The organism is Bacteroidales bacterium (assembly GCA_021648725.1).
Taxonomy (GTDB): domain Bacteria; phylum Bacteroidota; class Bacteroidia; order Bacteroidales; family JAADGE01; genus JAADGE01.
The window spans coordinates 95,981-115,208 of record JAKISF010000003.1; the positions used below are offsets into that span (position 1 = coordinate 95,981).

The following is a 19,228-nucleotide window of genomic DNA, read 5'->3' on the forward strand; positions in this document are numbered from 1 at the left end:
ACGTAATATCTCATTTTTTTATTAATTCAATCTCAAATAGTTTCGGCCATTTTTTTCCGGTAACAAATATCCTGTCGGTTTTACTGTCGTATGCAATTCCGTTTAACACATCTGTTTTATTATTATAATCATTCATAGGTAAAATTCCTGTCAAATCAATATATGCTGTAACTTTTCCGTTTGCGGGATTGATTTTTGCTATTTTTTCATATTGATAGATATTTGCATAAATAAAACCGTTAATATATTCTAATTCATTTAGGTATTTAACCTGTCCTTTGTTATCGTATGCTTGAAGCCTGTCAATTTCAGAGTATGACTGTGTTTCAAGTACTGCAATATCTGCTGAGCCGTTAGTCATATATAGTTTCGAATTATCTGTGCATATTCCCCACCCTTCGCCAAAATATGAAAACTCATCCAATAATTTAAATGTTTCAAAATCATATACAAAGCCTCGTTCAGCTTCCCAACTTAATTGAATAATTTTATTGTCAAACAAAACAATACCTTCTCCAAAAATATCTTTAGGGATTGTAAAACTATGGAGAACCTCTCCTGTTTCAAGTTTAACTTTTCTGATTGTTGATTCTCCTTTTAATCCGGTTGCTTCATACAGAAAACCGTCATAGAAGAAAAGACCTTGCGTATATGCATTAACATCATGTTTGTAAACATTCTTAATTTTATATGTATAGTTTTCCGGGGTTATATCTGATAACAAAACTATATTTTTTTGTTTTCTGAAACGCTTATTATTTTTGTTTAATTCAATCTCTATATTATTTTCTCCGACTTTATAACTTGCTGAATTCCATTCGTATTCATTGTTGCCGACATCCAGTTTTGCTGCTTCTTTTTTGTTAATATATAAAATTACTGTGTCGTTATCATCTATTTTGCTTCCTTTTATTGAGATATTAATTATGTCTCCGATTGTGTTTTTTTTGTCGGTCTCAACATTAAGAATGAGCGGATTTTCAACTTTTTGAATATTACTATTGTCCTTAATATTATTGTTCTTCTTTTTATCTTCTGATTTGCATGAGGATAGGGTAATAATAGCTAAAATTGAAAAACTTAAAAATAATTTAAAATAATTCATCTTTTAAATTTAGTTGTTAGATAAGGTTTTTGGGAGATATGTATATTGTTAATTTGCAAGATTTGTCTTTTATATTTTGCCACTTGCCTTTATATTCTAGAATTGCAACATCAGCTGTTTTCATACTTACAAATTTACCTGATAATATTTCTGTAATTGAAGACCATGTCGGATTATGCCCGAATATCATTATGCTTTTTTTTGATTCGTCAACGTCTTTAATTGCTTGTAATATTTCACTTGTATAACCGAAATAAAAACTTTCATTCCAAATTATATCTTTTTTATATCCTGAATTTTCAGCAACCGCTTCGGCAGTCATCTTTGCTCTTAATGCCGGAGATGAAATTATTAAATCGGGGGTTAGTCCCCTTTTTTTAATTTCTTTTCCTATTAAAGGAGCAGCAGACTTTCCTCTGTTATTTAACGGTCTGTCAAAATCTCTGACAGAGCCGTCTGACCAATCAGACTTTGCATGACGCATTATTAATAATTTTTTCATCTTCTATGATTATTAGTACAAAGCTAAAAAGTTTTTTATAATATTATACAGGAAGGTTTATATTTGCAGGCTTTTTATAAATTTCAGAATGCAAAACATACAAATAGATTGGTTTTTTTATACGATTATATTCACGATTATATACGGCGGAGTTAACTTTATGTATAAAATTGCTGCCCATCACAACTGTTCAAGTCATAAGATTATAAAAATATCAGCTATTACAATTTCAATACTTTCTTTAATAATCATAATTATAACAGCCAGTCCGTTTACTAATTTTAAAATGCTATTCTTTTTTGCTCTGATAAATTCATTCTTTTTCGGTATGGGCAGTATTATCAAAATTCAATCACTAAAATATATTCCCACATCATTTGCTTTCCCCATTACAAAATTGAATGCGGTACTTCTTATTATTTATGCTTTAATTCTGTTTAATGACCGACCGACCGTACTTCAATGGGCCGGAATCGGAACTTCAATTTTTGTTCTGGCTTATATCAGTTTCAATATTAAAACTGAAAATAAGAAAACTAAAATAAAAGACAAAAAACAACTGACAGGAATTTTATTTGCCTTGCTTGCAGCTTTTGCAACCTCAATTTCAATGCTTACAGGAAAATATGCATCAACAGAGGTTTCTAAGATTAATTTTATATTTATTTCTTACACAATGGTTATTGTCTATACAGTCATCATTAATAAGTTTGTTATTAAAAAAGACCAAAAGAAAAAGAATTCCGGCTCAAAAAAAGTTATCTTGTTCGGAATTATTATCGGATTATTAAATTTTGCCGGATATTATTTAGTGTTAAGTGCTTTTGCAACAGGTCCTTTATCTTTAATTCAAGGCATTTCTTCAAACTCATTTATTATTCCGATTGTTCTGTCTGTCATATTCCTGAAAGAAAAATTTACATATAAAAATGCAATTGTCGTTGCTCTTTCAATCTTATCAATTATTCTGATAAAAATAGATTTTTAAAATATTTCTTCTGTTTATCATTCATATCTCTGCAAAATAATTAATTTTATATCCTTTTTTATTAAAAAAGAACTAATAATAATGATTATTGAAATAGGTGATTGTATTTTTGAAGGTATATATTCTTCACATTCAATATTTAATAATATTACAAATTTTATTAATGATGAAAAGAATATTGTTTCCCTGGCAGATGATGAAAAATATTTAAGCCCGAATTCAATAATAATATCAGGAGGTTCGCATAAAAATGTAACTTCAATCATTATTAACAGTGAGGAAATAATCATTGATAAAAAAAGTTTTAATAAAAAGGAATTAAAAAAATACAATGCATCAATTGATTTTAAGAACTCAGAATTTAAAAGTATTATTAAACGGGCTGAAATAATTATTAAAGAGAATATATCCGAATTCAACCCTTTAAGTTTGGCTTTCTTGATTGAGGAAAAACTTGAACAAAATTTTGAAACACGTTTTCAAAAAGCATTTGTAAAGCATATTAAATCAGCATGGAAAGAGATAGAAAAAGGTAAAATAATCAGCGGAGTTAAAAAAGTAAAAGGTTCAGGAATGGGTTTAACCCCTTCCGGTGACGATTTTATTACAGGTATATTATATGCCGTTATTTTGATAGGAGAAAGTAAAAATATTGACACTTCAAAAATTAGAAAAATAATATATGAGGCAGCAAGAAGCAATAATGAAATTTCGAGAAATATGATTTACCATGCTTCAATCGGAGCATATTTCAAACAGTTCAAAGATTTGCAAATTGCATTGATAAATAATGATAAAAATATTAAAGACTATTTAATAAACTTAATTGAAATAGGAGAAACATCCGGTTCTGATATGTTAACCGGTTTTTTTCTCAGTTTAAAATATTTAAAAAATAAAATATGATAAAAGGAATAATAAAAAAAGGAGTATATTTTGATTCCGTAACACTAATGATTGTTTCCAAAGACTTGAATAAAATTAAAGGAGTTTCTGACTCATCAGTTGTTATGGGAACAAACGAAAACAAGTCTATTCTTAAAATGGCTGATTTATACCTAAAGATATTTAATGATGCCGACGATACAGACATGTTAATTTCAATTGATGCTGATAATGATGAAGCATTTAACAATGCAATTAAATTTATTGAAGATGAATTAAAAGCAATTAGAAATTCATCTGACGACACTTCTGATTTTGCACCGAAAAGTTTTGAGAGTGCCTTAAAATTAATGCCCGAAGCAAATCTTTCATTAATTTCGGTTGCAGGGAAATATGCTGTTGCAGAAGCAAATAAAGCATTAGGTGCAAACATTAACGTCATGCTTTTTTCAGATAATATTTCGGTTGAAGATGAGCTGAAGATGAAGCAAAAAGCCGTTGAAAAAGGTTTACTGATGATGGGACCCGATTGCGGAACAGCCATAATTAACGGTATTCCGTTGGCATTTGCAAATGTTTGCAACAAAGGTAACATCGGTATTGTTGCAGCATCAGGAACAGGTTTGCAGGAAGTCAGTTCAATCATTACAAATTTGGGCGGCGGAATTTCCCAAGCAATAGGAACAGGCGGCAGAGACGTGAAAAAAGAAATCGGCGGAATCATGTTTATCGAAGCTCTTAAAGCACTCGAAAAAGATGAACAAACAAAAGTAATTACATTAATTTCAAAACCCCCGCACCCGGAAGTTCTTGATAAAATTGCTTCTGAAATTAAACAATTAAAAAAGCCTGTTGTTGCAATATTTATCGGAGCAGATGTAAAAACAATTGCTGCATCCGGAGCAATTCCTGCCGTAAATCTTGAACAAGCTGCTGTTATTTCAGTTGCTATTTCCGAAAACAAAGATTACAAAGAAGCATTAAACAAGCTGAATGCACGACAAGAAAAAAATAAAACTCTCGCAAAAGAGCTTGCAAAAAACAATAGCGGCAAATATATCAGAGGTTTGTACAGCGGCGGAACTTTATGCGATGAAGCACAACTTCTTTTAAAAGACACACTCGGTTTTACATACAGCAATACTCCGTTAAGCGCTGATTATCAACTTTCTGACATTTGGAAAAGCAAAGAACACACAATTATTGATTTAGGTGAAGATGAATTTACAGCCGGTCGTCCGCATCCGATGATTGATTTTTCATTACGAAACAGAAGAGTTGTAGATGAAGCAGAAGATAAGGAAACCGCTGTATTATTATTAGATGTCGTTTTAGGTTACGGCTCAAATTTAAATCCGGAAGCAGAACTGGCACCTGCATTTGAAAAAGCAAAAAAGACAAACCCGAATTTGACAATTATTTGTTCCGTTACAGGCACAGACGAGGATCCTCAAAATAGAGCAAAAGTGAAACAAACTCTGGAAAATACAGGAGCAATTGTTATGAATACAAATGTAGAAGCTGTGGAACTTGCGGAAAGTATAGTATCACTGTTACAATAAATTTAAACCACATAATACACAAAGATTTTTGAAAAGTAGCAACTATGTGAACTTTGTGGTAAATAAAATAAAAATAAAGGAAAAATGGCAATAAACGATATATTTAATAAAGACCTGAAAGTTATAAACACAGGCATAGAAAGTTTTAAAGAAAACATTGAGCACGCAGGAGCGAAAGCTGTCCATGTGGATTGGAAACCGCCCGTTGATATTGACCCGAAAGTTTGGGAAACGATTAATGCAAAAGAAGGTATTATTAATGCAGCGAATGAAAAAGCATTAGAAATTATCCTTAACGGAAAACCGAATTTAATCGGTATGGATTTAGCAAAAAATGTAATTCCCGGTATGAAACCGAATTTAATTTTGCATTCAGGACCACCGATTAAATGGGAAAGAATGTGCGGACCCACAAGAGGTGCAATTATCGGAGCATTAATTTATGAAGGAATGGCAAAAACACCGGAAGAAGCTGAAAAATTGGCTGCTTCCGATAAAATAGAATATGCTCCTTGTCATGAACATGATACCGTAGGACCGATGGCAGGAATTGTATCAGCATCAATGCCGGTTTTTATAATAAAAAATGAGGAATACGGCAACCAAGCATATTGCACTCAAAATGAAGGACTCGGCAAGGTTTTGCGTTACGGAGCTTTCAGTAAAGAAGTTATCACACGCTTAAAATGGATGGATGATGTGATGTATCCGATTTTGAAAAAGGCAATTGAAAGCCTAAAAAAAATTGATTTAAAAAACATTATCGCACAAGCATTGCACATGGGCGACGAAGTTCATAACAGAAACAGAGCAGGAACTTCATTGTTTTACAGAACAATTGCTCCGGCAATTATTAAAACTTCCGATGATAAACAAAACATGGCAGATGTGCTTGATTTCATTAACGGAAATGACCATTTCTTTTTAAATTTATCAATGCCCGCAGCAAAAGCAACTTTGGATGCTGCAATGAATATCCCGAATAGTTCGGTTGTATTGGCTTTATCCAGAAACGGAACTGATTTTGGCATCAGACTTGCCGGAACAGGCGAAAAATGGTTCACCGGGAAAGCTCCTTTACCTGATGCATTATTTTTCCCCGGATTTACAAAAGAAGATGCCAATCCGGATATCGGCGACAGTGCAATTACTGAAACCGTAGGTTTGGGAGGTTTTGCAATAGCTGCATCACCTGCAATTGTACAATTTGTAGGTGGCTCTGCACAAGATGCAGTAAATTACACACTTGCCATGTATGAAATTTCTGTCGGAGAAAATAACATCTATCAAATCCCATATTTAAATTTCAGAGGTACACCGACAGGTATTGATGTCAGAAAAGTTATATCAAAAAACCTAACACCATTTATTGATACCGGAGTTGCACACAAAGACCCGGGAGTCGGACAAGTTGGAGCAGGTGTTTTATCTGCACCGATTGAACCATTTAAAAATGCGATTGTCGGTTTTGCAAATAAGTTAAAATAAAAATGACTCAACAAGCCAATAACATATTCCAAGAAAAGTTAGAATTTACATTTGACAACCAAGAGTTTGTTAAACTAATTTTAAGTAAAAAAAGGAATAAGAATTCTGATTTAAAGAAAGTCACAATTAAACTTTCTAAAATTAAAGAGGATTTAAAATTATCATTCAATTATACACATAACACAAATGATAAAACTAAAAACTTTGAGATTGAAGAAGGAATTTCAAAGATTCAAGAGTTATTAGATACCGAATTTTATAATGCCGATTTATTTACAACAAAAGAAACAATTCAACTATTTACTAACAAGAAAAACAATTCAAAAATAAAAACAACAGAACCTACTTTCACAACTATACCTAATTTGAGTCATGACAAAATAAAGAAAAAAAGAATTTTATTAGAAAACAATCTTTATTTACAAGAACTCGGCATTACAACAAAAAATTTCAAGATAAAAAAAGATATGCACGACAAATATCGTCAAATCAATAAATATCTTGAAATCATTGAAAGTTTGTTGGATTCATTAAAAGAAAAAAAAGAATTAAAAATTGTTGATATGGGTTCCGGTAAAGGATATTTAACCTTTGCATTATATGATTTTTTAAAAAATAGTTTAAATTTACAACCCAAAATTTCAGGTGTAGAATTCAGGGAGGAATTAGTTAAGAAATCTAATCAGCTTGCAGATAAAGCAGGGTTTAAGAATCTGAATTTCAAACAGGGAACCATAAAACAAACCGAAATTGGTAAAATTGACATATTAATTGCACTTCACGCTTGCGATACTGCAACAGACGAAGCAATTTATAAAGGAATTAAGTCAAATGCAGATCTAATAATTGTTGCACCTTGTTGTCAAAAACAAATACGTAAACAATTTAATGTTCAGAATGAAATGGCATCAATCGTAAAACACGGAATTTTAAAAGAACAGCAAGCAGTTATTATTACGGATGGGTTAAGAGCATTGATATTAGAAGCATTCGGTTATAAAGCCAAAGTATTTGAATTTATCTCAACCGAACACACACCGAAAAACACAATGGTAGTCGGAACAAAACATAACAATAAAATACATAAAAACGAAATATTAGAAAAAATAAATGCAATAAAAGATCTTTTCGGGATTGAATATCATCATCTTGAAAAACTGTTAAAAATATGACTTTTGAACATCCGCAGGATTTCAAAACGTCAAATTCAAAAGCATTATAACAAAAAATATTATATAATTTTAAACAAAAGAAAATGAAAGCAGAAGACGTATTAAAATTTATGAGTAGTGCAAAAATCTACGATTTAACACAAAGATTAAGTATTCACACACCACCATGGCCAAGTTATATGCCCTTGCAATTGCAATATTTCAAAAGAATTGCCGGTGCTCACATGGGACAAGGTGCTAACGGTCAGATTATTAAATCAAGCAACCATGTCGGAACACATATCGACGGTGAAATTCACTTTTTTTCAAGCGGAAAAACTATCGGCGATACACCTCTTGATTTCTTCATGGGACAAGCCGCTGTTGCGGACATTTCTGATTTAGTTTCAGATTTCAGCCTTTACACACCGGAAATGATTATGAGTAAAGTTGAAGTTAAAAAAGGAGATATTTTGATAATCAATACAGGCTACAACAGATTCGGGTGGGATCAACCTGAAAGCGATGAGCTTCGTTATTTTGTAAATCATCCCGGACCGTCACCCGAATTTCATAAATGGGCATTGGAAATGGAAATTAAATGGATTGGTGTTGATGCCGGAAGTGCAGATCATCCGATGAATACAATTATCAGAGATTGGCATCCGAAAGCATTCGAAAAAGCAGAAGCAAAACTAATAAAAGATTATGGTAAAACTTGGGACGAAATGTTCCCTCTTGATGAGTATTATCAAGTTATGCACTTAAATTTATTCCCGAAAGGTTTAATTCATGCAGAAAACCTCGGAGGAGAGATAAACAAAGTCAGTAATAAACGTGTTTGGATCGGTTTATTCCCCTTAAAAGGAATTGAAATGGAATCCTCAATGTGCCGTGTTATTGCTATTGACGGAGACGAATAAAAAAGCAGGCAGTAGGCAGTCAACAGTTTTTCGTTTACAATAAATTAAACGAGAAACTGTTAAACTGCCGACTGTGGACTAAAAATTACAGAAACGGTATTGCAGAACAAAACACTTTACAAAATATTAAATTAGGTCATCACATAACACTATCAATCATGCCTATATCACACGAATTTGAATATTTTAAACCAAAAAACATAGAGGAGGCAGTTAAACTGTTAGGCAAAAATCCTGAAAATACAAAAATAATAGCAGGAGGAACAGATTTAACGGTACATATTAAAGAAGATGTTATTGCACCGGATATTCTTATTGACATAAAGGCAATTCCGGAATTTAAGGATATTTCTTTTAAAAATAATATTTTGTCGCTCGGAGCAAACGTAACTTTTTCTGAAATTGAAGAAAATGAACTTATAAAAAATAATTTCAGAGTTCTTTGGGAAGCTGCATCAACAGTTGCATCAATCGGTGTTCGTAACAGAGCAACTTTGGCGGGAAACATTTGTTCGGCGGTTCCTTCTTTGGATTCTGCACCGGCACTATTTCTTTATGATGCTGAAATATATGTTAAAAGTGCTGAAAATAAACGAATTATTCCAATTGAAGATTGGTTTACGGAACCTAAAAAACCTTCATTGAGAAATGATGAAATTCTTACAAAAATTGTTTTAAAATTTCCTGAAACGAAATCTGCAAGTTGCTATAAAAAACTTGGGAGATATAAAGGAGAAGATTTAGCACAAGTAGGCATGGGAGTTTTAGCATTAGAAAATAAGCAATACAAAATTGCCGTTTGTGCCGTAGGACCGGTTCCGAAAACAGCTAAAAAAACAGAAGCGTTTCTGAACGGAAAAGAATTAACAGAAGAAAATATCAAGCAAGCACAAGATATACTTACAACTGAAATTTCTCCGATAACAGATATAAGAGCAACAAAAGAATACAGAACACATATTGCAAAAGTAATGTTAGAAAGAGGATTAAAAGAAAGTGTAGCTTTACTGGAAGGTCAAAAAGTTAAATCTGATCCGATACTGTAAACCTTGCAGGGTCGACAGACCTGCAAGCGTTTATTTAAAAAGAAATGTTTTAAACAATTTACGCTGTGAGGTTAAAAAAACACTCACAGGAAACAAAAATGGAAATTAAGCAACCTATTACATGCGGAAATTTTTTTCATATCTATAACAGAGGTATTAACAGTTGTGTTATATTTAAGAATAAAGAAGACTTTTATCATTTTTTAAAGTTATATAAGATTTACTTTGCTTCTGTTGCAGACACTTTTGCATGGTGTTTAATGTCAAATCATTTTCATTTACTTGTGAAAATAAAAGAATATAACGAGATAGCTTGTTTAAAACCCGAAAATAAAGATTTTAAAGGTTCCAGAAAATGGGAAGTGTTTTTTCCTGACGAAAGTTATTCTGATAAAAAATTATTAAAATTAAAAAAACCTGTACCGGAAAAACAACTTTCACATTTATTTAATTCTTATGCAAAATGGTATAATAAAAAGTATAATCGAACAGGTAAATTATTCGAGACACGTTTTGAAAGAATTTTAATAAATAATGAAAAATATTTAAAGGATTTGATTTTTTACATCCATAATAATCCTGTTCATCATAATGTAGTAGGAAAAATTGATGAATACAAATGGACTTCTTATATGACAATTTTATCAGATAAAAGGACAAATTTAGAAAGAGAAACAGTAATAGATTGGTTTGAAGATATTGATAATTTTAAATATTATCATAACAGAAATAGTGAATTAAATGAAATTGAAAATTTACTTTTAGAATAGAACCTTGCAGCGTCGTTAGACCTGCAAGCGTTAGCGTTTGCAAATAATAAAAACAGTTTTTAATTTTCGCTATTATCAAAATAAAATATTTACGCTGTGAGGTTCAAAGAACACTCACAGGAAAACATTACAAACAATGAAAAAAATATCTATAAATTTAAACGGAGAGGTTCGTTATATTTATGTAGAGCCTAATGACGTTTTACTCGACGTTTTACGAGATAAATTGGGAATTAAAAGCCCGAAATCCGGCTGTGAAAGAGGAGATTGCGGAGCATGTGCTGTATTAATCGACGGCAAAAGCGTACGTTCTTGCCTGGTTCTTGCCATTGAAGTTGACGGACAAGAAATCACAACCATTGAAGGCTTATCAAAAAACGGGTTAACACCCTTGCAAGAATCATTTATAGAGCATAATGCTTTTCAATGCGGCTTCTGTGCTCCCGGTGTAACAATTTCCGCAACCGAATTATTGAATAAAAATCCGCAACCGAACAGAGAAGAAATTCAAGAAGCCATAGCCGGAAACTTATGCAGATGTACCGGTTACGAATCAATTATTGAGGCAATTGAAAAAATTGCAAAAAAATAACAGCTATGAAAGAATACAAATACATAGGAAAACCCGAAATCCGTATAGACGGAAAAGAAAAAGTATCAGGAGCAGCAATTTATACAGACGATATTAATTTCGGACCCGATTTATTATATGCCTTTATTGTTGAAAGCCCGTATGCTCATGCAATGATAAACAGCATTGATACTTCCGAAGCCGAAAAACATCCCGAAGTTTTAGCGGTTGTAACAGGTAAAGATTTTCCGTATAAATTCGGTCTTTATATGCAGGACAGATTTATTTTTGCACAAGATCGTGTAAGATTTATAGGCGAGCAAGTTGCCGCCGTAGTTGCCAGAAACCCGAAAGCAGCAAAAAAAGCGGCAAAATTGGTAAAGGTTGATTATACAGAAATCCCCGCTGTAATAGATCAAATGGAAGCCATAAAAGAAGGCTCCGATTTACTGCATGAAGACCTTGAAAATTACGACCATGTCCCTTGGTTTTTTCCGAAACCGAAAACAAATATTGCCCACTGGCGAAAAATTCGTAAAGGCGAAACACAAAAAGGTTTTGATGAAGCTGATTATATCTTGGAAGACACCTATGACGTTCCCCGATATGCACATTGTGCGATTGAATACCATGCTGCAACCGGTTTATATGACAAATCAGGACGGCTGACAATTTGGGCATCATCACAATCTCCTCATACTCAAAGGCATCTGTTTGCAGAAGCACTTAAGCCGCTTGGTTTTACTCATAAAGATGTTCGCGTTATAGCTCCTCACGTGGGCGGTGGTTTCGGTTCAAAAGCCGGAGTAACAATGGAAATTCTTGCAGCAGCAATTGCAACAAAAGTACAAGGTCATCCTGTCAGAATTATGTGGTCACGAGAGCAAGAATTTTATAACACATACCAACGTCTCGGCGTAAAAACTTTCTTAAAAATAGGTGTTAAAAAGAACGGAAGAATAACAGCATTAGACCATAAAATTTATTGGGATGCAGGTGCTTATGTTGAATACGGAGCAAATGTCGTTAATGCCGTCGGTCTTTCGGCAATCGGACCTTACAATATTCAAAATGCTTCAATCGATTCTGTTTGCGTTTACACAAACCTGCCTCCGGGCGGTGCATACAGAGGTTTCGGTTATTCCGAATTTCTTTTCGGCTTGGAATCACACATGACAAGAATTGCCAAACATCTCGGGATTGATACGATTGAAATTCGCAGAGTAAACGCCATACGTGAAGGCGATAAAACCGCATACGGTGCAAACATGAACCCCAACGGTTTGTTAAAAGCCATTGATGCCGTTGAGAAAGAAATCGAATGGCATAAAGAATATAAATCATCCGATCCGAATAAAGTTATCGGTAAAGGTTTTTCTCTGTTGTGGAAAGCTCCGGCAATGCCGCCTAATGCATCATCATCTTGCTTTTTGAAGTTTAACGAAGATGCAAGTATAAACCTTCTCGTTTCCGGAATGGATATAGGCCAAGGTTATTTAACCGTTATGGCACAAATTGCCGCTGAAGTTCTCGGAGTTCCGCCTTCAAAAATCAGAACTGAAAACCCTGATACAGACCGTAATCCGTATGAATGGCAAACAGTGGCTTCTCACATTACTTGGGGAAGCGGAAATGCAGTAAAAAAAGCGGCCTTAAACGCTCGCGAACAAATTTTTGATTTGGTTGTCAGAACAAAACATCTGCCCAAAGATTCTCTTTATCTTGAAGATGAAAAAGTTAAGTGTACACAAAACCCTAACTTTGAACTTCCGTTAAGAGAATTTGTTATTGCCGGTATTCAAATGAGCGACGGAACTTTTAAAGGCGGGCCTATTCTCGGAAAAGGAACTTTCTTACCGGAATTTTCCACCGCAAAATCTAATCCCGAAACCGGACAAGGCGGACATCCTAATGTGCACTACACAACCGGTGCAGCGGCAATGCTCCTTGAAATTGATAAGCAAACCGGCAAAATGAAAGTATTAAAAGCCGTTGAGGCAATTGATGCAGGAAAAGCATTAAACCCTGACTTGGTTAAAGGACAAATTATAGGCGGGCTTGTACAGGGCTTAGCAACAGTACTTTATGAGGACATGAGGTATGGTGATAAAGGAAAATTGTTAAATCCTAATTTTACCGATTACAAAATTCCGACGGCAAAAGATATTCCCGAAAAAATAGTTCCTATAATAATTGAAGTTCCGCAACCCGACGGGCCTTTCGGAGCAAGAGGTGTGGGCGAACACACCATGCTTCCGGCAGCACCTATGGTTGCAAATGCTGTTGCAGATGCACTGGACGTCAGAATAAAATCAATGCCGGTTACGGCGGAGAAAATTGTTTTGGCTTATTTGGAGAAGAAAAATAACAGAATGTTGAAATAGATGAAAACAACAAACCCAACCAAAGAACAAATTCAAAGCACTAAAAACCGGAGAACATGACAAAAAAATATCTGAATTCTCTTGGAAATACCACGAAAAAGAAACCCTGTTACATAATTGAAAGAGAAGCAAAAGTCACAACAAAAAACGGATAAAAAATTACATTTTCAAAAGGCAGTTAGGTTGAATTTTAAAAAGAGTTAAAATGTATTTGTAAAATTACAAAAGATATTAAAAAAAAATGCTCGGATAAGAACTTTTTGCATGAAATCTAAAACTCTCATATCCACACTTTTAATTAGGGCTTGCTGAAAAGTTCACAGGCACATTAGATTTCAAGTTTCTCGTTTGAAGTCGTATATAAATACTGCGAAATAAGAGAAATTTGAAAGATAGTGTGCCTGTGGGCAGCTAAAATATTTTACACAAGTGCAGGGAAATAGGGTGAAATGAATAAAGACCTTGCACTTGTATATGTAAATAATCTTATAAATGACTGAAAAATAAATATATTAGCGTTTTTCAGCAAGCCCTAATTATTGCAATATTTTTGCTGAGTTTTAATTTAAGAACAAACGGTGACTGGAAACTTGTAAAAAATAAAGACGGAATAAAAGCATATACAAGAAAAGTTGAAAATTCCGATATAAAACAAGTAAAAGTAACAGCAAATGTTAAAAGCAATTTAACGGCATTAGTTGCAATTGTCAGAGACGTAAGTTCTCATACAAGATGGATATATAGATGTGAAACAGCAATAAATTTAAAGACGGTCAGCGAAACAGAACACTATTATTACAACGAATCAGAAGCATCTTGGTCTGTAAGTAATCGAGATATTATAACACATGCTGTTATTAGGCAAGATGCAAAAACGAAAATTGTTACTATTAGTTCAACAGGTATGCCGAATTTTATCAGAAATATTGACGGAATTGTTCGAATACAAAAACTAAATGCCCAATGGAAATTTACTCCGGAACCAAACGGGACTGTTGATATTGCATTTACACTTCTTATTGACCTCGGAGGAGACCTGCCTGCATGGATTGTTAATATGGCAATTGCCGGCGGACCTTTTGAAACCGTAAGAAATATGAAAACTGAAGTTCAAAAAGCAAAGTACCAAAATACAAAGTATGGTTTTATAAAAGAATTGAATTAGTGTCCGGTAAAAAATAACTTTTATTTGAATTACTCTAAAACATAACCAAATATAATTAACCTTACCCGAAAATATTTACAAGAAATTTTAAATACAATAAGTGAATTATTATTAAATTTGTACAAATTCAAAAAATTTACACTTATGAAATTTCTAAAAAGTATGCTATTGATTTTTAATTTAAAATCAATTATTGTGATTACTTTGGCTATGGCCTCAACCTATGCCTGTATATATTTCGATTACAAAGCAAATTTCCCGTTAACATTAGTCGGAATTGCTGTTGTATTTCCGATTGTATTTTCGATTAGCGGAGCCTATAAACGAAGAGAAGATGCGTTGAGACTATACGGAACAATTAAAGCTCACGGAAGGGCACTATATTATGCTTCAAGAGATTGGGTGCCGGATGAAGATGACAAATATCAAGAGAAATTAAAAGGCTTATTAAGTGAATTTCTAAAAGGTTTAAGAGATTACTTTCAGGCAGATAATGAAGCAGAGAGGGATGAAAAAGAAAAAAATATTTATAAAGTGTTCACAAAGCTTTCCTTATTTATAAAGCAATATAGAGACAGAGGACTGGCAAGCGGCGAAGTTTCCAGATCAAACCAGTTCCTCAGTAAAATAATTGATGCATTTGAGAGCATCAAACATATTTATCAATACAGAACCCCGATTACTTTAAGATCTTACAGTAAAATATTTGTAGTATTAGTGCCGATTGTGTACGGCCCTTATTTTGCTCATATCAGTAAAGACATTACAATGTGGCTGGCTATGATAATGCCTATTTTATTCAGCATTGTTTTAGTAAGTTTAGACAATATTCAAGACCACCTTGAAAATCCTTTTGATCAAGTCGGTGAAGATGATGTGAAAATCAATGCAGAGAAATTTGTAGAGAATCTTGAATATTATAAAGATTTACCGGTTGTTTAATTCGAATTACCCAATTAAAAATTCCGGTTCCGACAGTTTAATTTTTAGTTTGCTTATTATTTTTTTCAGGGAAGGAAACAGAAACTGTATTAGTCTGACATCAATTTCACAACAAATCAACAGTATAGAAACTTTTGCAACATTAACAAAAGGTTGTAATATCAAATGATTAAGATTGGTCATTACCTAATAATGAAGATGTGCCTGTGGGCAGCTAAGGCATTTTACACAAGTGCAAAGGGTTAAGTGAATTAAAAACCTTGCACTTATATATGCAAAAGGTCTTGTAAGTAACCGAAACATAAATGTATTAGTGTTTTTCAGCAAGCCCTAAGATATTACATACTATTTTCTTCTATTTTTGTCAAAATATTTAAATAAAAGATATGAACCAAACAGTAGAATATTTTAGAAACCAAATAGGAAAAGTTATTGAACACACACCATCAGCAGTCGGTATGTGGTTAAAGCCTGTATTAAGAGAAGTTCGTGAAGGCAGCCTTACAGCTGAAATAGTTGTGAGAGAGGAAATGACAAATCCTATGAAGATGTTGCACGGCGGAATTATTGCATTAATTTCAGATGAAACAATCGGTGCTGCTATTGCAACATTAGAGTTGTCTGATTTCTTTCCGAGTGTAAATTTACATACTGATTTTCTTTACGGTGCAAAATTAGGCGAAACAATTACGGCAAAAGCTGAGATTATAAGAAGAGGAAAAAATATTATAAACACAGAGTGCCGTATATATAATTCAGATAATAAACTGATTGCAAAATCAACTTCAAACAGTATTAAATCTAACGGAAAATAATGAATAATTGCAATTATAAATATAAAAACAAACCGGGTAATGTTCGTTACCCCTGAATCTTTTTGTAGTATTCTTTAGATGCTAAGCAACTGTATCAAATATTATATATTTAGTTAGTTTGAACATTTTGCTCATATTCGGTAGTTGCTAAACACCTCAATAATCATTATTCAATAACTTGCACTGAGCTAAGTTGAAGTGCCTCTAAACAAACAAAAAATGTCGTATATCATAACAGGAGCAAATTTAACCATAGAAGATGTTGTAAATGTTGCTCGAAATAATCAAAAAGTGGAATTACATCCGGATGCTTTGGAACGAATAAAAGTTTGCAGAGCAATGATTGAAAAAAAGATTGAAGCCGGCGAAATCATGTACGGTGTAAATACCGGAATAGGCGAATTTTCAGAAACTATTCTCAACGATGAACAGGTAAAAGAGTTTCAAAAGTATTTAATTTATAATCATGCAGCGGGTATCGGTGACCCTATGCCTATAGAGTATGTAAGAGGTGCAATGCTGGGAAGAATAAATGTTCATGCACACGGTAATTCAGGTATTCGCCCTGAAATAACTCAAACTTTGGTAGAATTATTGAATAAAGGTGTAACTCCTTATGTTTGTCAAAAAGGTTCAGTTGGTGCATCGGGTGATTTGGCTCCGATGTCGCAAATTGCTTTATTGATGTTGGGCGAAGGAGAAGCTTATTATAAAGGTGAGTTAATGTCCGGAAAAGAAGCAATGGATAAAGCAGGAATACCTGTTCCGGGACTAAAAGCCAGAGACGGACTGGGAACAATTAACGGTTCAAATGTTTTAACCGCCATGAGTGCAATCTTTTTATATGATGCAAATAACTGGTTAAAACAAGCCGAAATTGCAGCAGCTATGTCGTTGGAAGCTCTTAAAGCAAATATGAAACCTTATACATCCAGGTTACATGAAGTGAGAGGTTTTAAAGGTGCCGTAAGAAGTGCAAAAGCAATTAAAAAGTTAGTTGCAGAAGGTGACTTAGTTTTGGAAAAAGTAGCCCATAAAGTGCAAGATGCATATTCCATGCGTTCAACTCCGCAGGTTATCGGTGCAGCACACGATGCTATGGCTTATGCACGTTCACAAGTTGAAATTGAATTAAACGGAGTAGGAGATAACCCGATTTTCTTTCCGGAAGAAGATTTACAAATATCGGGTGCAAATTTCCAAGGTACGCCGGTTTCTGTTCCTATGGATATGGCAGGCATGTGTATTACAATGATTTCTGTTTTATCTGAAAGACGTATGAATCGATTAAATAATCCTGCTTTAAGTGTTGGCTTACCACCGTTTTTAACAAAAGGTGCAGGTATGTTCTCCGGTTTAATGCTGAGCCAATATACAGCAGATATGCAAATTACGGAGCAAAGAATTTTATCTGCTCCGGCAAGTATCCTTTCGATTCCGGCAGCCGCCGACCAAGAAGATTTTGTATCTATGGGAATGAATACAGCAATTAAAAATTTCCAAATATTGGATAATGCTTACGGTATTCTCGGAATTGAATTTATGGCAGCAGCACAGGCTCTTGATTTCAGAGAATATAAATTCGGCAGAGGAGTTGCAAAAGCTAAGGAGGTTATTCGAAGATATGTTGAGTTTTTAGATATTGACAGACCTTTATATAAAGATCATACAAATATGAAAGAACTTGTAAAATCTTGTGAGATTTTGGAAGAAGTTGAAAAAGAAATCGGTTCTTTGGAATAAAGCAATAAACAACTGTGCTGTATTTCTTCAATATGGCACAGTTGGGGAGTTGTTTCTTAATTTTGCTATAATCTATTCTTGAATATTGGTTCTTTAATGTTCAAATTGAGACAACTCTTACAAAGACACCTTTTTCTCTTTATTAACAATGGGCAATAAAATAATAGAAGCAACACCTACAATTATCATCATAATTGTCATTGAGCCGTGAGTTGCAAGTGCAAAAACATATCCGTCTGATTTGCTGACACCAAAAACAAAAAGTGTTTCTATTACTGCAATATGCCAGGAACCTATTCCTCCGGGTGACGGAAAAACCATCCCGAAAGCAGACATTACAAATACAGTTAAACCTGCCGTTACAGTTAAATTTTCAGTAAAATCAAAACTCCAAAAAATAATGTAAATCATTAAAAAATACATTCCCCAAATAAAAACAGAATGAAATATAAATTCAAACTTTCTTTCCATTTTTAATATTGTTTTAATGCCTTCGGCAAATTGAGAAAAGATGTGTCTTATTTTTTTATATATTTTTAATTTTTTAATTTTTGTTCGATAAACAAACAACAAAACAAAAATTAAAATAAAAAAGCCTGCAAAAATCACTAAAAAAGGAACGGATGATAATATTCCTTCAATTTTAGATTCGAATTCTGAGTTGCTGAATAAATTAATAATTACTTTCATTTGAGACAAAAGAACAATTGCCAACAAAATAAATAACATAATAAAATCAATAACCCTTTCAATAAAAACAGTTCCGAGTAATTTTGTAAAAGGTATTTTTTCTGTTTTGCTCATTACACCGCATCTTACAACTTCTCCGGAGCGAGGAATTGCCATATTTGATAAATACATTATCATTACAGAAAAAAATGAGTTTATTGTTCTCGGTTTAAATCCCAGCGGTTTAATTAAAATATTCCAGCGTATTGCTCGGCTTAAATGACTTAAAAGACCTAAAATTAACGATATAACAATCCAAGTATAGTCGGCTTTTAATAAAGCTATTTTTGTTTTTTCCCAATCTTGGTCTTTTGACACCCATATAAAAATACCGATGCCTACCGAAAAGAAAATAATTATTTTAAGTATATTTTTGAGTTTCTTATTCATATCAATTTGAAACTACAAAAATATTTTTTTATTACTTAAGAAAGAATTTAGGTGTAGTTTTTTTTAATA

Annotated in this window: 17 protein-coding genes; 14 read left to right on the forward strand and 3 right to left on the reverse strand. The window is 33.2% G+C overall.

Annotated features, from left to right (window positions below):
* Positions 1–10: 10 nt before the first annotated feature.
* Together L3J35_02105 and L3J35_02110 are read right to left on the reverse strand one after the other, a co-directional pair.
* Positions 11–1,105, reverse strand: a complete 1,095-nt coding sequence (locus L3J35_02105) for a glutaminyl-peptide cyclotransferase (protein MCF6364971.1) — start codon at positions 1,103–1,105, stop codon at positions 11–13.
* Between the two features lie 16 nt (positions 1,106–1,121).
* On the reverse strand, positions 1,122–1,607 hold the full coding sequence (locus L3J35_02110; protein ID MCF6364972.1) for a histidine phosphatase family protein: 486 nt from the start codon (positions 1,605–1,607) through the stop codon (positions 1,122–1,124).
* Positions 1,608–1,695: 88 nt separating this feature from the next.
* On the opposite strand from L3J35_02110, the gene L3J35_02115 reads away from it, so the two are divergent.
* The 14 genes from L3J35_02115 to L3J35_02180 all read left to right on the forward strand — a co-directional run bounded on the left by L3J35_02115 (position 1,696) and on the right by L3J35_02180 (position 18,040).
* Positions 1,696–2,595: a GRP family sugar transporter gene (locus L3J35_02115; GenBank protein MCF6364973.1), complete on the forward strand. Its 900-nt coding sequence runs from the start codon at positions 1,696–1,698 to the stop codon at positions 2,593–2,595.
* Between the two features lie 81 nt (positions 2,596–2,676).
* On the forward strand, positions 2,677–3,501 hold the full coding sequence (locus tag L3J35_02120; protein ID MCF6364974.1) for a DUF2877 domain-containing protein: 825 nt from the start codon (positions 2,677–2,679) through the stop codon (positions 3,499–3,501).
* Entirely contained in the window at positions 3,498–5,042 is a 1,545-nt protein-coding gene (gene fdrA, locus L3J35_02125; protein ID MCF6364975.1) for an acyl-CoA synthetase FdrA, read from the forward strand. Before L3J35_02120 ends, fdrA begins: the two co-directional genes overlap by 4 nt.
* A gap of 84 nt (positions 5,043–5,126) precedes the next feature.
* Positions 5,127–6,530, forward strand: a complete 1,404-nt coding sequence (locus L3J35_02130; protein MCF6364976.1) for a DUF1116 domain-containing protein — start codon at positions 5,127–5,129, stop codon at positions 6,528–6,530.
* A 2-nt stretch (positions 6,531–6,532) separates the two neighbouring features.
* The gene (locus L3J35_02135) at positions 6,533–7,702 is read left to right on the forward strand and encodes an SAM-dependent methyltransferase (protein ID MCF6364977.1); all 1,170 of its coding nucleotides are present in this window, start codon (positions 6,533–6,535) and stop codon (positions 7,700–7,702) included.
* A gap of 83 nt (positions 7,703–7,785) precedes the next feature.
* Positions 7,786–8,604 (forward strand): cyclase family protein, encoded by an 819-nt coding sequence (locus L3J35_02140; GenBank protein ID MCF6364978.1) that lies wholly within the window; start codon positions 7,786–7,788, stop codon positions 8,602–8,604.
* A gap of 158 nt (positions 8,605–8,762) precedes the next feature.
* Complete coding sequence (locus L3J35_02145) at positions 8,763–9,650, forward strand: xanthine dehydrogenase family protein subunit M (GenBank protein ID MCF6364979.1); 888 nt, start codon at positions 8,763–8,765, stop codon at positions 9,648–9,650.
* A 65-nt stretch (positions 9,651–9,715) separates the two neighbouring features.
* Entirely contained in the window at positions 9,716–10,420 is a 705-nt protein-coding gene (locus L3J35_02150; protein ID MCF6364980.1) for a hypothetical protein, read from the forward strand.
* Positions 10,421–10,556: 136 nt separating this feature from the next.
* Entirely contained in the window at positions 10,557–11,012 is a 456-nt protein-coding gene (locus L3J35_02155) for a (2Fe-2S)-binding protein (GenBank protein ID MCF6364981.1), read from the forward strand.
* 5 nt (positions 11,013–11,017) lie between these two features.
* Positions 11,018–13,375 (forward strand): xanthine dehydrogenase family protein molybdopterin-binding subunit, encoded by a 2,358-nt coding sequence (locus tag L3J35_02160; protein ID MCF6364982.1) that lies wholly within the window; start codon positions 11,018–11,020, stop codon positions 13,373–13,375.
* Positions 13,376–13,925: 550 nt separating this feature from the next.
* Positions 13,926–14,540 (forward strand): START domain-containing protein, encoded by a 615-nt coding sequence (locus L3J35_02165; GenBank protein MCF6364983.1) that lies wholly within the window; start codon positions 13,926–13,928, stop codon positions 14,538–14,540.
* Between the two features lie 144 nt (positions 14,541–14,684).
* Positions 14,685–15,482 carry a hypothetical protein gene (locus L3J35_02170; GenBank protein ID MCF6364984.1) on the forward strand — a complete coding sequence of 266 codons (798 nt, stop codon included), beginning with the start codon at positions 14,685–14,687 and terminating at the stop codon, positions 15,480–15,482.
* 386 nt (positions 15,483–15,868) lie between these two features.
* Positions 15,869–16,297: a PaaI family thioesterase gene (locus L3J35_02175; protein MCF6364985.1), complete on the forward strand. Its 429-nt coding sequence runs from the start codon at positions 15,869–15,871 to the stop codon at positions 16,295–16,297.
* Between the two features lie 219 nt (positions 16,298–16,516).
* Positions 16,517–18,040: an aromatic amino acid ammonia-lyase gene (locus L3J35_02180; protein MCF6364986.1), complete on the forward strand. Its 1,524-nt coding sequence runs from the start codon at positions 16,517–16,519 to the stop codon at positions 18,038–18,040.
* Between the two features lie 117 nt (positions 18,041–18,157).
* Here the strand turns inward: L3J35_02180 and L3J35_02185 are convergent, their stop codons facing one another.
* The gene (locus tag L3J35_02185) at positions 18,158–19,159 is read right to left on the reverse strand and encodes a flippase-like domain-containing protein (protein MCF6364987.1); all 1,002 of its coding nucleotides are present in this window, start codon (positions 19,157–19,159) and stop codon (positions 18,158–18,160) included.
* Between the last annotated feature and the right edge of the window lie 69 nt (positions 19,160–19,228).